Genomic DNA, 18,141 nt, shown 5'->3' with positions numbered 1-18,141 from the left:
CATCTCTGGTCTCTCTGCAGAGTGATTGCAACCTAGCGGTCAATATCTTGCCGCTCGGGCCGGGCCGGGGTAGAGGACGTCCCCAGCTGTGTCACTGGGGAACGGGAGATGTTGAAACAGCTTTTTGCGCCGCAACTTGTCGTGCTCTATGTGCTTGCGACATCGACGATTTACGTTCACTTCCGAGGCAAGCAGCGGCTGCGTTTCGCGCGCCAGCTCGGCGACCACTCGACCTATCTCGCGCCCTACAACGTGCTGATGTATGCGGGCTCGGCCGTGCCGAACAGGCCGGTGATCTCGGTCGATCAGTTTCCAGAGCTCAAGCCGCTCGGCGACAATTGGGAAACAATTCGCGACGAGGCCATCCGCCTGTTCGACGAGGGCTTTATCCGCGCCGCTGCGAAGAACAACGACTGGGGCTTCTACTCCTTCTTCAAGAGCGGCTGGAAGCGCTTTTACCTGAAATGGTACGACGACTTCCTGCCCTCGGCACGGACGCTTTGCCCGAAGACGGTGGAGCTGTTGAATTCGATTCCGAGCGTGCATGGCGCGATGTTCGCGATGCTGCCGCCGGGCGGCAAGTTAGGGGCGCACCGCGATCCCTTCGCTGGCTCGCTGCGCTACCACCTCGGTCTCGTCACGCCGAACTCGAACAAGTGCTGCATCCTGGTCGACGGCGTCGAATGCGTCTGGCGCGACGGCGAGGCCTTCATGTTCGACGAGACCTTCATCCACAGCGCTGAGAATGCGACTGACGTCAACCGCATCATTCTGTTCTGCGACGTCGAGCGTCCGATGAAATACGGCTTCATGACCGCGATCAACCGCTGGGTCAGCCATCACATCGTCAAGGCGTCGGCCACCCAGAACGTCGATGGCGAGAGCGTTGGCGTGCTCAACAAGGTGTTCGGCAAGCTCTACGAGATCCACCTCGCGAGCCGCAAGGTCAAGGATTGGAACCGCAACGTCTACTACACCCTCAAATATTCGCTGACGACGCTGATCCTCGGTCTGATCGTCATGTCGGCACTGCGGTGATCGCCGCAGTCACTGGAGCAGGCCATGGCCCCCTTGCCGACCGCGAGCGCGGAGATAACGCAGTTCTTCCACCAATGGCTGGAGACCTTTGCAGGCTTCGTGCGCGATGTCGACTACGCCTCGGCGAGGCCGCTCTTTCATCCTGATGTGCTTGCCTTCGGCACGCATAGCGATGTCATCCCCGGCCTGGACCAATGGGTCACGACGCAATGGGATAACGTCTGGCCAAAGACGGCCGACTTCCGTTTCGTCCTTGAGCAGACCGCGGTTCTGGCATCTCCCGACGGCGCGATGGCGACGGTAATCGCGCCGTGGACGAGCACCGGCTACCATCCCGACGGCAGTCCGTTTCCACGTCCCGGACGGGCAACGATGGTGTTTGCCAGGGATGCCGACGGCTGGCTGTGTGTGCATTCCCATATGTCGCTCAACCGTGGTGTGCCGCAGGCAAGCCACGCCGATCGACCGGTGAAGGCCTGGTAGATCGAATCCGGCATGTCCACGCCATCGGAACAGAAAAAAGCCCCGGTCCGTCCGGGGCCTTTCGATTTGAAAAACGTTGTGCAGCCTATTCCGGCTGGCCGATCGAGACCCTCAGCGCGCCGACGCCGTCGACGCCGCATTCGAGCTTGTCGCCCGGCTGGAGCTGCGACACGCCGGCCGGCGTGCCTGTCATGATGATGTCGCCGGCGGCGAGCTTCACCTGCTGCGAAAGCTGCCAGATGATCTCCGGCACGTTCCAGATCAGCTCGGTGAGGTCGCCCTTCTGCGCTTCCTTGCCGTTGACCGTGAGCCAGATTTTGCCCTTGGCGGGATGGCCGATCTTCGCGGCCGGCTGCACCGCGGAGCAGGGCGCGGAATAATCGAACGACTTGCCGATCTCCCAGGGACGCTCCTTCTTGCGCGAAGCGAGCTGGAGGTCGCGGCGGGTGAGATCGATGCCCACGGCATAGCCGTAGACGTGGTCGAGCGCCTTGTCGGCCGGAATGTTCAGGCCGCCGCTCTTCATCGCGACGATCAGCTCGACCTCGTGATGTAGATCCTTGGTCAGCGGCGGATAGGGAATGGTCGTGCCATCGGGCACCAGCATGTCGGCGTGCTTGGCGAAGAAGAACGGCGGCGCGCGCTCGTCATTACCCATCTCGCGGATGTGCTCGAGATAGTTGCGGCCGACGCACCAGATGCGGCGCACCGGATAGCGGCCGGACTCTCCGACGACGGGAAGCGATGGTTGCGGCGGAAGCGGGACGACGTAGGAGGCGGCGTTCATGAAGCGATCTCGCTGCTCTTGGGGTGACTCTTGCGGTGAGAGGAATGCTAGGCGGTTGCACCGATCGACACCAGCCCCAAGGGGCTGGTGTCGTGATGTTGCAGTCGGAAGAACGAGGCGTAGCGGCCCGAGCGGCGGAGCAAGTCGTCGTGCCGGCCCTGCTCGACGATTTCGCCGCCCTCGACCACCAGGATCGCATCCGCGTGCATGATGGTGTGCAGGCGATGGGCGATCACGATAGTGGTGCGGTTCCGGCAGAGATGCTCGATCGCCTCCTGCACCTGCTTCTCGGACTCGGAATCGAGCGCCGCGGTGGCCTCATCGAGCAGGATGATCGGCGCGTTCTTGAGCAGCGCGCGCGCGACCGCGATGCGCTGGCGCTGGCCGCCCGACACTTGGGTGCCGTGCTCGCCGACCGGCGTGTCGTAGCCGAGCGGAAAGCTCATGATGAAATCATGCGCGCAGGCCGCCTTCGCGGCATCGATGATTTGGTCTTCGGTCGCGCCCGGCCTGCCGAAGGCGATATTGTTGCGGATGGTGTCGCGGAACAGATAGACGTCCTGGCCGACATAGGCGGTCTGCGCCCGCAGCGACTTTCGCGAGATCGAGCCGATCGACTGGCCGTCGATCACGATGTCGCCCTGCGTCACCTCGTAGAAGCGCAAGAGCAGCGCCAGCACCGTCGACTTGCCGCCGCCGGAGGGGCCGACCAGCGCGGTGACCTTGCCGGGCTCGGCGACGAAGCTCATGCGGTTGAGCACGGTCTCGCCGGTCCGATAGGAGAAGCTGACGTCGCGCAGCTCGATGCGGGCATCGGACAGCTTCAGTGCCGGCTTGTCATCGTCGGATTGCTCGCTGGCCGGGCTGTCGACCACTTCGAGCAGCATGCGCGCGCCGACGAGCTGGCTGTTCAGGTCGATGTTGAGCCGCGCCAGCCGCTTGGCCGGCTCGGTCGCCATCAGGAACGCGGTCATGAAGGAGAAGAATGCGCCGGGCGTGGCGTTGAGTGCAACCACGCTGTAACCGCCATAGAGCAGGCAGCCGGCGACCGCGAAGCCGCCGAGCATTTCCATCAGCGGGTTGGAGCGGTTGGCGACTCGGGCCATCTTGTTGGCGTTGCGCTCGACGATTGCGATGTTCTCGTCGATGCGCTTCTGCATCGTCTCTTCGAGCGTGAAGGCCTTGACGGTGCGGATGCCCTGCAGCGATTCCTGCATCGTTTCCATAATGTCGGCAGTGCCGGTGAACTGATTGAAGGCGAGACCCTTGATGCGCTTGACCAGCTTGCGCAGTACCAGCATCGCCGGCGGTACCGCGACGAGGCCGATGAACGACATCAGCGGATCCTGCCACACCATCACGCCGATCATGGCGAGCAGCATCATGAGGTCGCGCCCGACGGCGTTGACCAGCATGTTGAGGACGTCGGTGATGGACTTTGCGCCGGCCGTCAGCCGCGCCAGAAATTCCGATGAGTGCCGCTCGGAGAAGAAGCCGACGTTCTCGCGCATCAACTTAGCGAACAATTGCCGCTGATTAGTGGCAAGGATCGCGTTGCTGATCTTGGTCAGGATCACCATGTGGCCGTAGGTCGCCACGCCCTTGATGAACAGCAGGATCACTGTCACGCCCGAGAACATCGCGATGCCCGGGATGTTCTTGTCGACATAGGCCTGGTTGATGACCTGACCGAGCACGTAGGTCGCGCCCGCGGTCGAGCCTGCGGCAAGTGCCATCAGCGCGAAGGCAACCAGGTAGCGCCGCCAATAGATGACGCCCTGTTCCGTGACCAGGCGGCGAATCAGGACCGCTGCCGCATAGGGATCGTCGGTAATTTTCTTTGGAAACTGGGCCATCCGCAGTCCATTGACGGCACAGGAAAAAGCCTGCCCGCGCGTCAGGGATCGAACGGCCTCTGTGCCCGCTAAAGCTACGCTTTTCAAGCCCAATTAAGGGCTTGCGCCTGGATGGATTCTAGGCCGAGGCGGCGCGGCGGAGCTCGCCATGATGCTCGCGGAACAGCTTGTCCTCCCAGGCCAGCGCGTGCGCAGCGATGGTCTCGAGATCGTCGTATTGCGGTTTCCAGTCGAGCAGGCTGCGGATGCGGCCGGTGTCGGCGACCATGGTCATGATGTCGCCGGGCCGGCGCGGCGCGTATTGCACGGCGAAGCTGCGCCCCGAAACCCGCCGTACCGCGTCGATGGTCTCCAGCACCGAATAACCGCGGCCATAACCGCAATTCAGCGTCGTCGAGGCGCCGCCGCGGCGCAAATACGACAGCGCCGAGCGATGCGCCTGCGAAAGGTCGGTGACGTGGATGAAGTCGCGGATGCAGCTGCCGTCCGGGGTCGGATAGTCGGTGCCGAACACGTCGATCTTGGCGCGCTGGCCGGTCGCGGCCTCGACCGCGATCTTGAGCAGATGCGTGGCGCCGACAGTGGCAAGGCCAATGCGGGCCTGCGGATCGGCGCCGGCGACGTTGAAATAGCGCAAGGTCACATATTGCATGCCGTAGGCCGAGGCGACGTCGTGCAGCATGATCTCTGTCATCAGCTTCGACGAGCCGTAAGGCGACAGCGGCCGCGTCGGCGCGTGCTCGGGCACCGGCACCTGGTCCGGATTGCCGTAGACGGCGGCGGTTGAGGAGAAGATGAAGCGGCCAATGCCGCGCTTGACCGCGACGTTGAGCAGGTTGCGCGCGGTGGTGAAGTTGTTGCGGTAGTAGCCGAGCGGATCGCGCATCGACTCCGGCACGACCACCGAGCCCGCGAAATGGATAATGCTCTCGATGTTGTGCTGGCCGATCACGCCTTCGACCAGGTTCTCGTCGCCGGCATCGCCGATGAACAGCGGCACGCCCTCGGGCAGGTAGGCGGAAAAACCCGTGGAGAGATCGTCGATCACGACGACGTCCTCGCCGGCTTCCGCCAGCGCCAGGACCGTGTGACTTCCGATATAGCCGGCGCCGCCGGTGACAAGCACAGTCATGGTCTCACCCGTCTTCGATCAACGCGTGAAGCTAACGTTTATGCGGTGAAGAGGGGGTTTCGGCGCGGCTGAACTGGCCACTATGCTTAATGTTGCGTATAGGACCTTTTCGAAACGGAGCATGACGTGGCGAATACCCCGGGCGATCTGCAGGTGATCGTGCCAAATCTGCACAGGCGCTATTCCGGGGTCACCGCGACCAACCGGATGGTGGCGCCGCGGCTGGCGAAGCTGTTCCGCGCCGGCTGGTTCGGCTCGGACGCGCCGGAGGGGATTGCGCGCATCGGCATTGCCGACGTCCTGAAATTATGGCGCCGCCGCACGCCGCTGATCTGGCACGCGCGCCGCAACAACGAGATGATCGCGGGCGTCGCGCTGCGCGCGCTCGGCTGGCCGCTCAAGCTCGTCTTCACCTCGGCGGCGCAGCGCCATCACAGCTGGATCACGCGCTGGCTGATCCGGCGCATGGACGCGATCATCGCAACCTCCGACATCTCCGCGTCGTTCCTGAAGGTGAAGGCGACCGTGATCCCGCATGGCGTCGACACCGACGTCTATGCGCCGCCGCAAGATCGCGCGGCGGCCTTTGCGGAAAGCGGCCTGCCGGGCCGCTACGCGATCGGCTGCTTCGGCCGCGTGCGCGCGCAGAAGGGCACAGACGTGTTCGTCGACGCGATGTGCATTCTGTTGCCGCGCTATCCGGATTTCAGCGCCGTCATCATCGGCCAGGTCACGGCGGAGCAGACGTCCTTTGCCAACGATCTGAAGCGGCGGATCGAGGCCGCCGGCCTGCAATCGCGCATCGTTATCACCGGGGAGCTGCCGATCGATGAGGTGCAGCGCTGGTACCAGCGGCTGACCATCTACGCCTTCACCTCGCGCAATGAAGGTTTCGGCCTGACGCTGATCGAGGCGATGGCGGCGGGCAGCGCACTCGTCGCCGCGCGCGCCGGCGCGGCCGAACTGGTGGTTGAGGACGGCGTCACCGGCGTGCTGATGCCGCCGGGAGATGCCGATGCGCTGGTCGCCGCGTTGGAGCCGCTGATGCGCGACGTGGCCGCGGCGACCGCAATGGGCGAGTGTGGCCGCGCCCGTGTGCTTGCGAAGTTCAGCCTCGATGCCGAAGCGGCGCGGATCGGCGACGTCTATCGTCCGCTGCTCTGAACGACCGCCTCGGGTCGAGATCAAAAAGCGCGAAAACAACCCCATGCACAGTAGCCGGTGCCAGCGGAATCAATGGCTTGGCGGCCCTGTATAGCAATTTTTCGGATTGTACAAAATGGCATTTGACCCGTCGGGCAAACCACCTCTAGACATTCATCATCGCAAATGTCGCCAGCCGCGTATCCCCCTAGCTAGAGAACCCGAAATCAAAAAGCTTTAAAAAACAGCCAAGATTGGCGGCGGCTCACTCTGCCGTTCCGGCAAAACGCAGATTCGGCACGCCGACGCCGCGGACGCGGATTGTTGCCGCCAGTTCTCCTCCGCTGACATCGAGAACGAAGCCGGCATCGTCGCGGCGGAGGCGAAATTCAATGGTCGTGCCTGTCTTGCGCCAGTCCGCCGTCTCGCCATCGTCGACATAGACAAGGCCGAAGCCACCATGATCGGGGGCTCCGAACGCGATCGCCGTCAGCCCATCCTTGTCTTCGATCGGAACGATCGCGCCCGCGCGTGCGAAGAGCGGTAGCCGGCCCAGAGGCGCTGCGACACTGACGGTTCGCCCGCCCTCGAATGGCGTCCCGTCATGCCAGTCGTACCAGCCACCGAGATGGGCGGGCAGATAGACTTCGCGCGTCGTCGCTCCCTCTTCCAGCACCGGAGCGACGAGGAGATCGGGGCCAAGCATGAAAGCGTCCTCGACGGCTCCGGCGGTCGCGTCGGACGCGAAATCCCACAATATCGGGCGCACCGCCGGCACGTCTTCGGCCGCCGCACGCCACATCTGGGTGTAGAGATAGGGGATGAGGTTGTGACGCAGGTTCATGGCGGATCGGACCTGGGGAAGTACGCCCGGATGCATCCAGGGCGTGTTGACGATGCCGTTCGTCTTCCAGGAATTCATCACCATGCGCGGCCACAGCGCGCAGAACTCGACAAAACGACAGAGCAGTTCCGGGCCTGGCGATGGGCCGTGGAAGCCACCGACGTCGTGGCCGATGTTGTAAAGCCCCGACAGGCTCATGTTGAGGCCCTGGGTCAGGTTGTAGCGCAGCGTCTTCCAGGCGGTTTCGTTGTCGCCGCTCCAGGTCTGGCCGTAACGGGCGATGCCGGCGCTGCCGGCGCGCGTGATGGTATAGGGGCGTTTGTCCGGTGCCTGTGCGGCCTGGGTCTCAAAGGCGAGCTTGTGCATCAAGAGTGCCTGCGCGGGACGGGCGAGTCCTTGCGGAAACGGCCGCCCGTCGCCGTCGCAGACCGCATCCTCGTCCCAAATTTCATATTCGTTGTTGTCGCTCCACACCGCCGTTACCCCATAGGCCAGCAGCGCGTCGCGGATGCCGTCCGCCCACCACTGCCGGCCCTTCGGGTTGGTGAAGTCGACATGGAAGCCGAGGCCATCCCAGAACTGCGCGACCGCCGGATCGCCGGTCTCGCCGTCAGCAACCAGAATGCCGCTCGCCCTGGCTTCAGCGAGCCGTGGGTGATCGTCGAGCAGGCAGGGCTTGATGTTGGTGACCGGCTGCATGCCGGCCGCCTTGAGCCGCGCCATCGTCGCCGATGGATCCGGGAACTTGTCGCGGTTCCAGTTGAAGACGTAGCGACGCTCGCCGATCGAGGTGTAACCCGAGCCGAAGTGAAAGCTGTCGCAACGAATGCCGTGGCGTCTGCAATCCTCGATGAAGCCGGTGATGCGCGCGTCCGCATCCGGCGCGTCGGCAATCGTCATGGTCGTCATAGCGAAGCCGAGCGTCCAGCGGGGCGCAAAGGCCTGTCCGCCGGTCAGCCAGGAAAACCGGCGCGTTACTTCTGGCACGGTCGGGCCGGCGAGCACGTAATAGTCGAGGTCGCCGTCCTCGGCGCGATAGCTGCGGAAGAGGTTGTGGTAGTTGTCGATCGTGCAGCCGAGGTCGACCGAGCCGAGGGCGAGATTGTCGTAGAAGATGCCGTGCGCGCCGCGAGCGCCGTCGACGATGAAGAACGGCAGCATCTTGTAGAGCGGATCGGAGAGCTCGGCATCGAAGCCGCAGGGGTCGACGGCATCGATCGCGAAGCGCCGGCCAGTGCGATCGAGCGGACCGGCCTTATCTCCGAGGCCGTAATGACGTTCGTCGTCGTGCCGTTCCATCGCGTGCAGCAACGTACCGGTCTTGCGCGACAGGAAATAAGCTTGGGTCGGGCGGTCGCGCAGCAATGGCCGGTCCTCGCCGTCGCGGTACCAGGCGATGCCGAACGGATTAAGCCGCACTTGCGCGCTGAGACCCGCGGCGGCGAGCGTGACGATGCCGCCGGCCTCCGACACCGTCGAAGCCGGATTGGCAAAGCCGGAGAAATCGTCGCGCAGCCGTCCCTCGAACGGCGGCTCGGTACGATCAGGCGCGATCGCCCAGCCGCGGTCGAGGCGATAGCCATCCTGCCGGCGCAGGGTGACGCGGCCGATGTCGCTCTCCAGAATCGCGACGCGCAGCGTCGCGAGCGGAGCCGCTGCCGGTCCGGTCGCGAGGTCGAACAGCGCGCCGTGGCCGTCGAGACCGCGGAAGCGGCCGTGGGTCAGGGCTTTCATGAAATCAGGCTCCGGTTCGATCAGGGCCGGGCGAGGGCTGCGCCGGTTGCGTCGAAGATGTGCAGGTGGTCGGCGGCGAAGCGGATCGCGACCGCATCGCCGCGGTAGAGCTGTGACTGGCCATCCTGTCGCAGCGTGATCTGCGGCAGGCCGGGGGCCGAGGCATAGATGAAGGTCTCACCGCCAAGCCGTTCGACGAGGTCGACAGTTGCTGTGAGCATGCCCGTGTCGGGCGCGACGTCGATATGCTCGGGGCGGATGCCGAGCGTCACGGCCGTGCCGGCCGCGAGGCCGGAAGCCGCGCGGGGCAGCGCGACTTCACGTTCGCCGACCGTGAGGCGGAGCATGCCGTCGTCGGAAACCACCACAGCCGACAGAAAGTTCATCCGGGGCGAACCGATGAAGCCGGCAACGAAGGCGTTCGAGGGGTGATTGTAGAGTTCGAGGGGCGTGCCGATCTGCTCGATCCGGCCGGCTTTTAGCACCACGATCCGGTCGGCAAGCGTCATGGCTTCGACCTGATCGTGGGTGACATAGATCATCGTGCCGCCCAGCTTGGCATGCAGCGCGGCAAGTTCCTTGCGCGTCGCGACGCGGAGCTCCGCGTCGAGGTTCGACAGCGGCTCATCGAACAGAAAGATCTTCGGATCGCGCACGATGGCCCGGCCGATGGCGACGCGCTGGCGCTGTCCGCCGGAGAGCGCCTTGGGTTTGCGGTCGAGATAGTCCGTGAGCCGCAGCATGGCGGCGGCGCGCTCAACCCGTTCCTCGATCTCCGCAGGCTTCAGCCCCATATTCTCGAGCGCAAAGGCCATGTTCTTGCGCACGCTCATGTGCGGATAAAGCGCATAGGACTGGAACACCATGGCGAGCCCGCGCTCGGAGGCCGGCAGATGGGTGACGCGCTCGCCATCGATATGGACCTCGCCGCTGGTTACGTCTTCGAGGCCGGCGATGACGCGCAGCAGCGTCGACTTTCCGCAACCGGTCGGCCCGACGAAGACGACGAATTCGCCATCCTTCACGGCGAGATCGATGCGGTGCAGCACATCGATGGTGCCGAAGGATTTGCGTGCGCCCGCGAGTTTCAGTTCAGCCATGGTCGATTGCCCCGATCGGTCATTTCATTCCCGTCGAGCCGATGCCCGTCGTGATGAAACGCTGGAGGAATACAAAGACGAGCGCGACGGGAATGAGCGTCACGACCGTCATCGCAAGGAGATAGTGCCACTGGGTCTGGAGTTCGCCCTGGAAGGCATTGAGCGCAATCTGCAACGTGTAGACCTCGGTTTTGGTCAGGACCGCGAGCGGCCACAGGAATTCGTTCCAGCGCCACATGATCGAGAAGATCGCCAGAACCGCCAGCGCCGGCAGGGTCAGCGGCATGACGATGCGCCAATAGATCTGCCACTCTGATGCCTTGTCCATGCGCGCAGCCTCGATCAGGTCCTTCGGCAACGTCAGCATGTATTGCCGGAGCAGGAAGACGCCCGTCGGCGTCGCGGCACCCGGCAGGATCACCGCCCAAAGCGAGTTGGTGAGGCCGAGTTCGGTCACCACCAGATAGACGGGCACGAGGATGATGGTCACCGGGATCATCAGCGTCCCGATCACCGCCAGGGTGGCCGCCTGTTTGCCGGGGAACTGATAGACGGCGAGCCCATAGGCGGCCATCGAGTTGATCAGCAGCGTGATCAGCGTGGCGATCACCGTCACGAATACCGAATTGTACAGGAAGCGCAGGAAGGCGAAGCGCTGCAGCGGCTCGCTGTAATTCTCGGTCGCAAGCGCGACGCGGCGCACCGGCTCGCGTTTGTCGATCGCGACGCGGAACTGTTGCGAGGGATCGGCGGGATCGACCATCTGGGCAATGAGCCCGATGCGCCGGACCTGCGCCAGTTCGCGGACCGTGCCGTCGGGAAGCTTGGCGCGGAACAGCGGCAGCTTCTGTGGCTGACCTGATACCGTCACTTCCACCTGTGCGAACGGCAGCAGCGACGGGGGAAATTCCAGCAGTGCGCTCTGGGTCTTGAACGATGACAGCACCAGCCACAGCACCGGGCCGAACATCAGGACGACGCCGAGCGCGAGATAGACGTAGGCCACCATGTCGGTCCAGTGCAGCGGACGTCCGGTCCCGTTGCGACGCTGACCGAGCATGCTTGAAAGGCGCATGGTTGGCATCTCAAACCTCTTTGCGCCGCGCGGCGGCGAATTGCAGGAGCGTCAGGACGAAAAGGACGACACCGAGCACGACGGATGCCGCGGCAGCGAGGCCGAAATTCTGCACCTGGCTCGAGAACGCGGTCTCATAGATGTACTGGACGACCATCAGCGTCGCGGTGCCAGGACCGCCGCCGGTCAGCACGAAGACCTCGTCGAAGGTCTGCGCGCCCTTGATGAGCGCGAGCACGATGACGACGATCATGTTCGGCCACAGCAACGGCAGCGTGATGCGTAACAATACGCGCCAGCGCGGCGTCGCGTCCATTTCCGCCGCCTCGTAGAGATCGGCGGGAATCGCTTGCAGGCCGGCGAGCAGGATCAAGGTGTAGAAGCCCATATGTGCCCACACCGAGACGAACACTGCCCAGAACATCGCCCAGCCCGGATCGACGAAGAACAGGATCTTCTGACCGCCGAGCGTGGTGATGGCGGCGTTGAGGAGCCCGTCGCGCTGCAGGATCCATTTCCAGATCAGCGCGACCACCACGGGCGACAGCAGCACGGGAAAGAAATAGACTGCCCGGAAAAAGCCCCTTCCACGGATCTTCATGTTGAGGACAAGCGCGGTGATGAGCGAGAACAGCACCATTGCCGTCACCTGAAAAACGACGAACTTTGCGGTATTGGCGACGCCGCGCCAGAAGTGGTCCTCGCGGCAGCTCGATGGATCGAGATAGGAGCCGCAGTCGAACAGATAGGCGAACTGGTCGCCGCCGACATAGGGGCGCTGCGAGGGAAACAGCGCCGTACCGCCGGTCAGCGAGAACACGACGTTGATGCCGATCGGCAGGAACACGAACAAGCCGAAGAAGACGAAGTTGGGAAGCAGGAACACGTACGCCATGCGACGCACACCGATGATGCGCTGCATCCATCGCATCGGCGGATCGAGCAGCCGCAACGCGACGCCAACCGGCAGGACCGCGACCTGTCCGAGTCGGGCGAGCGCGCCGGTTGCTATGCCGCGCTCAGGTCGGATAGTGGACGAGATGCCCGACATCGCAGTGATCCTCCGGCCCGATGAACCAGTTGTCGTCACTTCTTGTTGCGTTCGGCTATCTGCTGCGCGACATCGGCGGTGATGCGCTTGTAGGCGTCCTCAAGCGTCGTCTCGCCCGAGACCGCCTGCCCGAGCCGGCTGATGACGGCGTTCAGGACGATTCGGCTATTGCTGTAGCCCTGGATCCGGTAGGCGATCGGGGAAATCTGGGCAGCGCTTGCGGTGAAGACCTTCAGCGCGGCGGCGGCTTCCGGGCTGGCTGTCGGATAGTCGACGCCCTTCTTCGCGAGCCCGAGGTGGCCGGGCACGAACAGCGAGCGCGAGTAGAACTCCGCCAGCACTGGTTCGCTCGCGAGATATTCCATCACCCGCGCGACTTCCTTGGGATGCTGGGTCGTCTTGAAGGCCACAAGACCGGCGCCGCCCGGCATGCTGCTGCACCCGCCCGGCCCACAGGGATTGGGGACGGCCACCCAGTCGAAGGCGTTGTCGATGGTCTTGGCGAACTGACTGATCTGCCACGATCCGGACAGATACATCACGACCTGCGCGTTCTTGAATTCGTCGTTGGCGCCGCGATAGGCCGTGCCGGAGACCGAGCCCCACAGCTCCTTCGACATGACGCCGGACTTGTGCCAGTCGTAGACGAGCTGCGCCGCGCGTTTGAAGCCTTCGTCGACGACATCCGGCTCGCCATTCGCCCCGAACACCTGCGTGCCTTGTGACACCGCGAGCGCATAGTAACGGTGGCCCGAGCGGTCGAGCGCCAGCGGAAACGGTGCCTGGACCTTGTCCGCGACCTGCTTCGCCGTCTTCGCCCAGTCCTCCCAGGTCGACTTCTCGCCCGGCATCGCGACGCCGGCCTGCTCGAACAGCGTCTTGTTGACGAATGGACCGGTGACGGTGAGCTGGGTCATGAAGCCCGGGATTGCCTTCGTATCGCCGGCCGGGCGCATCCATTCGAGGAAAGGGCCGAAGTTCGTTTCCCAGTAGCTGGGGTCCTTGAGAAAGGGACGCATATCGAGGGCGAAGCGCGATAGACCGCCCATATCGACGACACGCGCCATGTCGGGAGCCTGGCCGGAGGCCAGCTGCACCGGCAAGGTCTCGTTGATCGCCTTGAACGGCACCTGATCGAGGACGATTTCGATGTCCTTGTTCTGCTCGTGGAATCGCCTGAGCAGGTCAGCCATCACCTCGCCCTCGTTGCCGTCCGAATACCAGGCCATTCGGAGCGTGGTCGGCTCGGCCGCGGCTGGTCCGCACAGCGTGATGGCGGACAGAACGGACAGCACAAAAGATGTGAAAACGGGCGCGACGGCACGCATGGTCGTTTCCTCTCCGCTCACCGGCCCTGAAGCGGGTCCGCGCGAGATTAGGCACATGGGTCCGTTCTCCGACGGATCCTCAGCGCGGACGTTTCCTTCGACATTGGCATCCGCAGATCGGATGCCTCGAGTTTGGGCGCAGGTGGTCCACTAACGGGGACCGCAAGCGGGCCACCCTCCTGCGAGGGCAAAAACATCTTTGGCAAACGTTTGCCAAGTTGTCAATCTTCATCCAAACTGTTTCGTAGCGATTCCGGAGAAACTCGCCGGCGGACGTTGCGGATGACCATGAAAAGACAGCCGATCCGGGAAGACATCTCACTTGCCACTGTGGCGGCCCGGGCTGGTGTATCGGTTTCGACCGTATCTCGGATCGTCAACGGCGAGATGCGCCGCGCCTCACCGGCCACGGTGGCGCGGGTGCTCGACGCGATTGAGGCGGTCGGCTACCGGCCAAATCCGGTGGGGCGGGCACTCCAGCGCGGCCAAAGCCAGCTTGTGGCGATGATCGCGGCCAATCTCGACAATCCGGCGATGGCAACCATCGCAAGCTCCACCGAGGCGGCACTGCGCGAGGCCGGCTACGTGATGATCCTGTGCGACACGCACGACCGCCCCGAACTTCAGGACGAATACCTCTACGCGATGCGGGCCCAGATGGTGTGCGGCTATATCCTCGTTGCGGCGGTGCCCAGCCCGGGGTTGAGCGAGTTGTCCGCGTCGGGCGCCCCGACGGTGTTCGTGAGCCGCCGCAATCCGGTCGGCAACGGTCCGTTCGTCGGTATCGACGATTGCGCAGCCGGTACTGCCGTTGCCGACTATTTCGCCAATCTCGGACGGCGAGCCCCGGCTGTTGTTTATCCGCGGCTGGGCTCGTCCGCATCGCGGGATCGCGTGTCAGGCTTTCTGGCCAGGCTGCGGGAGCGTGGATGGTCCGACGAGGCGATCATCCAGGCCGACGGGGAAGGGCGATCGCACCTCCAAATCGGCTATGACGCCGCCGCCCGAATTTTCGGCGGCAGCGACATGCCGGACTCCATTCTCTGTGTGAGCGACCAAATCGCCTACGGCGTGAACCGGCGCGCGCTCGAACGCGGCCTGAAAATTCCCGGCGATTGCGATATTGTCAGCATCGACGGCACGCCTCTTAACCAGTGGGTCGCGCCCTGGCTGAAGTCGATCGAAATTCCATACGCCGTCTACGGGGCGGAAATCGTCGCGGGCCTTCAATTGATTTGGCGAGGCGAATCTTTTGGCGAACGCTTGCTTCCTTACAAGTTCGGCTGACACGAGCAAGCGTTCATCCGGAGCTAGCTGTGGAGCCTCAGGAGGTTGTTCCCGGCCAGACCGAGTCTGCTGATCGGTGGCTTTGATCCGATACTGCCATGAGGGCGATGCCAGTTGTAGCGGTGAAGCCATCTTGGCAGCTCGGTGGCGCGTTGCTCGGAGGTCTCGTAAGCGCGGGCATAAGCCCATTCTCGTAGGCTTGTTTGGATGAAGCGCTCGGCCTTGCCGTTGGTCTTGGGCGTGTAAGGCTTGGTCCGGATGTGTTTGAGACTGAGCTCCTTACAGGCTTTGGCAAAAGCCCTGGATCGATAGCAGGAGCCGTTGTCGGTCATGACGCGCTGGATTGTCAGGCCCAGGCTCGCATAGTAGGCGACCGCCGCCTTGAGGAACGCCACGGCGCTCTCCTTGCGTTCATCCTTCATGATCTTGCTGAAGGCAACGCGAGAGGCATCGTCGATGCAAACGTGGACGAACTCCCACCCCGCCTCACGAGAGCGGTTCTGTTCGGAGCGGACAACACCTGTGATGCGGTGACCCATGCGATTGAATTTGCCGAGCTTTTTGATGTCGATGTGGATCAGCTCGCCGGGATGCTCACGCTCATATCGGCGCACTGGTTCAGCCGGCTCTAACGCCGAGAGCCTGTTGAGGCCGAGCCGCCGCAGGACCCGGCTCACAGTCGCCGCCGACACCCCAACCTCAGCGGCGATCTGCTTGCCCGTGTGGCGCTGTCGGCGCAATGCCTCGACGGCGGCGCATGTGGCCGCTGGGGTTTGGCTCGGCAATGAATGGGGCCGTGAGGAACGATCCCGCAATCCATCCACGCCTTCGGTGCGGAAACGGTTGACCCACTTGGCGACCGTCTTTGGCGTGACGTTGAACTGGCGCGCGGCGGCTGCCTTGCTCAGCCCTCCTTCAACAACACTGAGCACCATCGCCTCTCGACCTTTCGGAGTCAAAGGAGCATTCTTGTGGACGTCCATTCGGTTCTCCGCGAATCGCTGGTGTTTGGCGACTTCAGAGTTCCCGGTCAGGTCCGAATGGACAACCTCCTGAAAGTTCAAAGCCTAGCTAGCGCTCGCGCGCGCCGGCTTCCCTCAGCACCCGCTGCGCGATCTCAAGCACCTCGCTTGCTGCGATATCGCGCATGCAGCGGTGGTCGTTCATGCGGCAGATCGTGCTCTGGCAGGGCTGGCAGGCGAGAGCGCTCTTGTCCTGGACAACGGTGGCGGCAAGGCCGTTGAGGGGGGCCCATAGGTACGGGCTGGTCGGGCCGAAAATGCCCATGGTGGGCGTCCCCAGCGCGGCTGCGATATGCATCAATCCGGAATCGTTGGAGATCGCGACACCGGCCGCGGCCATGGCCAGCACACCGTTGCGCAAGTCCGTGCCGGTCAGGTCGCGCACCCCCGGGCCGCCGGCGGCGACGATGTCCTGCGCCAGCCCCTTTTCCCCGGGACCTCCGACCACCCAGACCTCCAGCCCGCGTTCGACCAGCAGCCGGGCGGCCTCCGGATAGTAGGTCCAGCGTTTTGAAGCGCCGACCGAGCCGGGGGCGAGCGCCACGGCCGCCCCCGCGCCGAGGCCGTTGGCCTGCCGCCAGCGGGCGATCTCCCCGGCCGGAACCTGCAATTGCGGCACCGGCCATTCTCCCGGCAGCGGCGCGCCTTCGGGCTGGGCGAGGGCGGCGTTCTTGTCGATGAAGCGCGGCAGCCGCTTCTCGCCCCAGCGCCAGCGGTTGAGCAGGCCGAACCGGAACTCGCCGACAAAGCCGACCCTCTCGGGGATGCCGGCCAACGCGGGCGCGATGGCTGCTTTCCAGGTGCGGGGGAGCACCAGTGCGGTGCCATAGTTCCGCTCGCGCAGCAGCTTTGCCAGGCCGAACTGGCGGCCCACGGCGAGCTGGCTGCGTGGGAGGTCCCAGACGACGCCATCGCGTACGCCGGGCATGTAATCGACCAGCGGGGCACACAGGGATGTGGTCAGGAGATCGACCGGCCGGTTCGGCCAGCGCTCCTTAAGAACCCGGACAACGGTGTGATTCCGGACGAAATCGCCGATCCACATATAGGGGATGATCAGGATCGGGCGGGTGTCGCTCCGGTCCTCACTTCCCTTAGATTGCGAATCATTGCTCATTTGTTACTTGGGACGCTGCCGCATTGGATTGTGGCGGTTCGGTAGCCGCTCCGGGCCGGCAGGTAAAGCCGGCAGCCCGCCGGTCCCAAAACCGCTTACACTTTGGCGGATCATGCGCTAGGGCAGGACCGGACCTCGAAATTCGGGCAGGGATTTTGGAATGTTGCTGGTGACCGGCGGGGCCGGTTTTATCGGATCGAATGTCGTCGCCGCGCTGAACGAGGCCGGCCGCAGCGACGTCGTGGTCTGTGATCTCCTCGGCACCGATGGCAAGTGGCGCAATCTCGCCAAGCGGCAGCTGGTGGATATCGTCCCGCCGGCCGAGCTGCTCGCGTGGCTGAAGGACCGCAAGCTTGACGCCGTGATCCATCTCGGAGCGATTTCCGAGACCACCGCCACCGACGGCGATCTCGTGATCGAGACCAATTTCCGCCTGTCGATGCGCCTCTTGGACTGGTGCACGGCCAATGCAGTGCCGTTCGTCTATGCTTCTTCGGCCGCAACCTATGGCGATGGCGCCGCCGGCTTTGACGATGACGCGTCGCTGCCGGCGCTGAAAAAGCTGCGGCCGATGAATCTCTACGGCTGGAGCAAGCAGCTGTTCGATCTCGCCGTCGCCGAGCGCGCGGCGCGCGGCGACAAGCTGCCGCCGCAATGGGCCGGGCTGAAGTTCTTCAATGTGTTCGGCCCGAACGAGTATCACAAGGGCTCGATGATGAGCGTGCTGGCGCGCCGCTTCGACGACGTCAGGGCGGGCCGCACCGTGCAACTGTTCAAGTCGCACCGCGCGGGCATCGCCGACGGCGATCAGCGCCGCGATTTCATCTATGTCGACGACGTCGTTCGGGTCATCATGTGGCTAGTGGCGACGCCCTCGGTGTCGGGGCTGTTCAACGTCGGAACCGGCAGGGCGCGCAGCTTCAAGGACCTGATTCTTGCCGCCTATGCGGCACTCGGCAGCGAGCCCAACATCGAATACATCGACATGCCCGAGGCGATCCGCGGCAGCTACCAGTACTTCACCCAGAGCAAGGTCGATCGTCTGCATCGTGCCGGCTATAACGGCGGCTTCACGACGCTGGAAGACGCGGTGAAGGCCTATGTCGGGGATTATCTCGACCGGCCCGATCGCTTTCGCTGAGGC

Annotated in this window: 15 protein-coding genes; 5 read left to right on the top strand and 10 right to left on the bottom strand. The window is 64.0% G+C overall.

The window, feature by feature from the left end; all coding sequences use genetic code 11:
* Positions 1–108 precede the first annotated feature (108 nt).
* Complete coding sequence (locus IVA82_RS31525; protein WP_247391729.1) at positions 109–1,038, top strand: aspartyl/asparaginyl beta-hydroxylase domain-containing protein; 930 nt, start codon at positions 109–111, stop codon at positions 1,036–1,038.
* Positions 1,039–1,062: 24 nt separating this feature from the next.
* Complete coding sequence (locus IVA82_RS31520; protein WP_247391726.1) at positions 1,063–1,521, top strand: nuclear transport factor 2 family protein; 459 nt, start codon at positions 1,063–1,065, stop codon at positions 1,519–1,521.
* An 85-nt stretch (positions 1,522–1,606) separates the two neighbouring features.
* Here IVA82_RS31520 and IVA82_RS31515 read toward each other — a convergent pair whose 3' ends face one another.
* From IVA82_RS31515 to galE, 3 genes are all read right to left on the bottom strand, one after another.
* Positions 1,607–2,308, bottom strand: a complete 702-nt coding sequence (locus IVA82_RS31515; protein WP_148739227.1) for a fumarylacetoacetate hydrolase family protein — start codon at positions 2,306–2,308, stop codon at positions 1,607–1,609.
* A 47-nt stretch (positions 2,309–2,355) separates the two neighbouring features.
* A complete protein-coding gene (locus tag IVA82_RS31510) occupies positions 2,356–4,164 on the bottom strand; it encodes an ABC transporter ATP-binding protein (protein WP_247493685.1) in 1,809 nt (602 codons plus the stop codon).
* Between the two features lie 118 nt (positions 4,165–4,282).
* A complete protein-coding gene (gene galE / locus IVA82_RS31505) occupies positions 4,283–5,296 on the bottom strand; it encodes a UDP-glucose 4-epimerase GalE (protein ID WP_247391723.1) in 1,014 nt (337 codons plus the stop codon).
* A 126-nt stretch (positions 5,297–5,422) separates the two neighbouring features.
* Between galE and IVA82_RS31500 the strand changes: the two genes are divergently transcribed.
* The gene (locus IVA82_RS31500; protein ID WP_247391721.1) at positions 5,423–6,460 is read left to right on the top strand and encodes a glycosyltransferase family 4 protein; all 1,038 of its coding nucleotides are present in this window, start codon (positions 5,423–5,425) and stop codon (positions 6,458–6,460) included.
* A gap of 244 nt (positions 6,461–6,704) precedes the next feature.
* Here the strand turns inward: IVA82_RS31500 and IVA82_RS31495 are convergent, their stop codons facing one another.
* The 5 genes from IVA82_RS31495 to IVA82_RS31475 all read right to left on the bottom strand — a co-directional run bounded on the left by IVA82_RS31495 (position 6,705) and on the right by IVA82_RS31475 (position 13,571).
* On the bottom strand, positions 6,705–9,017 hold the full coding sequence (locus IVA82_RS31495; RefSeq protein WP_247391719.1) for a TIM-barrel domain-containing protein: 2,313 nt from the start codon (positions 9,015–9,017) through the stop codon (positions 6,705–6,707).
* 20 nt (positions 9,018–9,037) lie between these two features.
* Positions 9,038–10,117 (bottom strand): sn-glycerol-3-phosphate ABC transporter ATP-binding protein UgpC, encoded by a 1,080-nt coding sequence (ugpC, locus tag IVA82_RS31490; RefSeq protein WP_247391717.1) that lies wholly within the window; start codon positions 10,115–10,117, stop codon positions 9,038–9,040.
* A 19-nt stretch (positions 10,118–10,136) separates the two neighbouring features.
* On the bottom strand, positions 10,137–11,192 hold the full coding sequence (locus IVA82_RS31485; RefSeq protein ID WP_247391715.1) for a carbohydrate ABC transporter permease: 1,056 nt from the start codon (positions 11,190–11,192) through the stop codon (positions 10,137–10,139).
* 10 nt (positions 11,193–11,202) lie between these two features.
* Positions 11,203–12,123 carry a sugar ABC transporter permease gene (locus IVA82_RS31480; protein ID WP_247391879.1) on the bottom strand — a complete coding sequence of 307 codons (921 nt, stop codon included), beginning with the start codon at positions 12,121–12,123 and terminating at the stop codon, positions 11,203–11,205.
* A gap of 155 nt (positions 12,124–12,278) precedes the next feature.
* Complete coding sequence (locus tag IVA82_RS31475) at positions 12,279–13,571, bottom strand: extracellular solute-binding protein (RefSeq protein ID WP_247391714.1); 1,293 nt, start codon at positions 13,569–13,571, stop codon at positions 12,279–12,281.
* 282 nt (positions 13,572–13,853) lie between these two features.
* On the opposite strand from IVA82_RS31475, the gene IVA82_RS31470 reads away from it, so the two are divergent.
* Positions 13,854–14,858, top strand: a complete 1,005-nt coding sequence (locus tag IVA82_RS31470) for a LacI family DNA-binding transcriptional regulator (protein ID WP_247391876.1) — start codon at positions 13,854–13,856, stop codon at positions 14,856–14,858.
* Positions 14,859–14,881: 23 nt separating this feature from the next.
* Here the strand turns inward: IVA82_RS31470 and IVA82_RS31465 are convergent, their stop codons facing one another.
* Both IVA82_RS31465 and waaF read right to left on the bottom strand, forming a co-directional pair.
* On the bottom strand, positions 14,882–15,841 hold the full coding sequence (locus tag IVA82_RS31465; protein ID WP_247391711.1) for an IS481 family transposase: 960 nt from the start codon (positions 15,839–15,841) through the stop codon (positions 14,882–14,884).
* Positions 15,842–15,929: 88 nt separating this feature from the next.
* The gene (gene waaF, locus IVA82_RS31460) at positions 15,930–16,997 is read right to left on the bottom strand and encodes a lipopolysaccharide heptosyltransferase II (RefSeq protein WP_247391708.1); all 1,068 of its coding nucleotides are present in this window, start codon (positions 16,995–16,997) and stop codon (positions 15,930–15,932) included.
* Between the two features lie 160 nt (positions 16,998–17,157).
* On the opposite strand from waaF, the gene rfaD reads away from it, so the two are divergent.
* Positions 17,158–18,138: an ADP-glyceromanno-heptose 6-epimerase gene (gene rfaD, locus IVA82_RS31455; RefSeq protein ID WP_247391706.1), complete on the top strand. Its 981-nt coding sequence runs from the start codon at positions 17,158–17,160 to the stop codon at positions 18,136–18,138.
* The last annotated feature ends 3 nt before the right edge of the window (positions 18,139–18,141 follow it).

The sequence above is a fragment of the Bradyrhizobium sp. 142 genome, assembly GCF_023074015.1.
Lineage (GTDB): Bacteria > Pseudomonadota > Alphaproteobacteria > Rhizobiales > Xanthobacteraceae > Bradyrhizobium.
The sequence above is the reverse complement of the archived record's forward strand: the minus strand, read 5'-3'. Positions and strand labels throughout refer to the sequence as shown.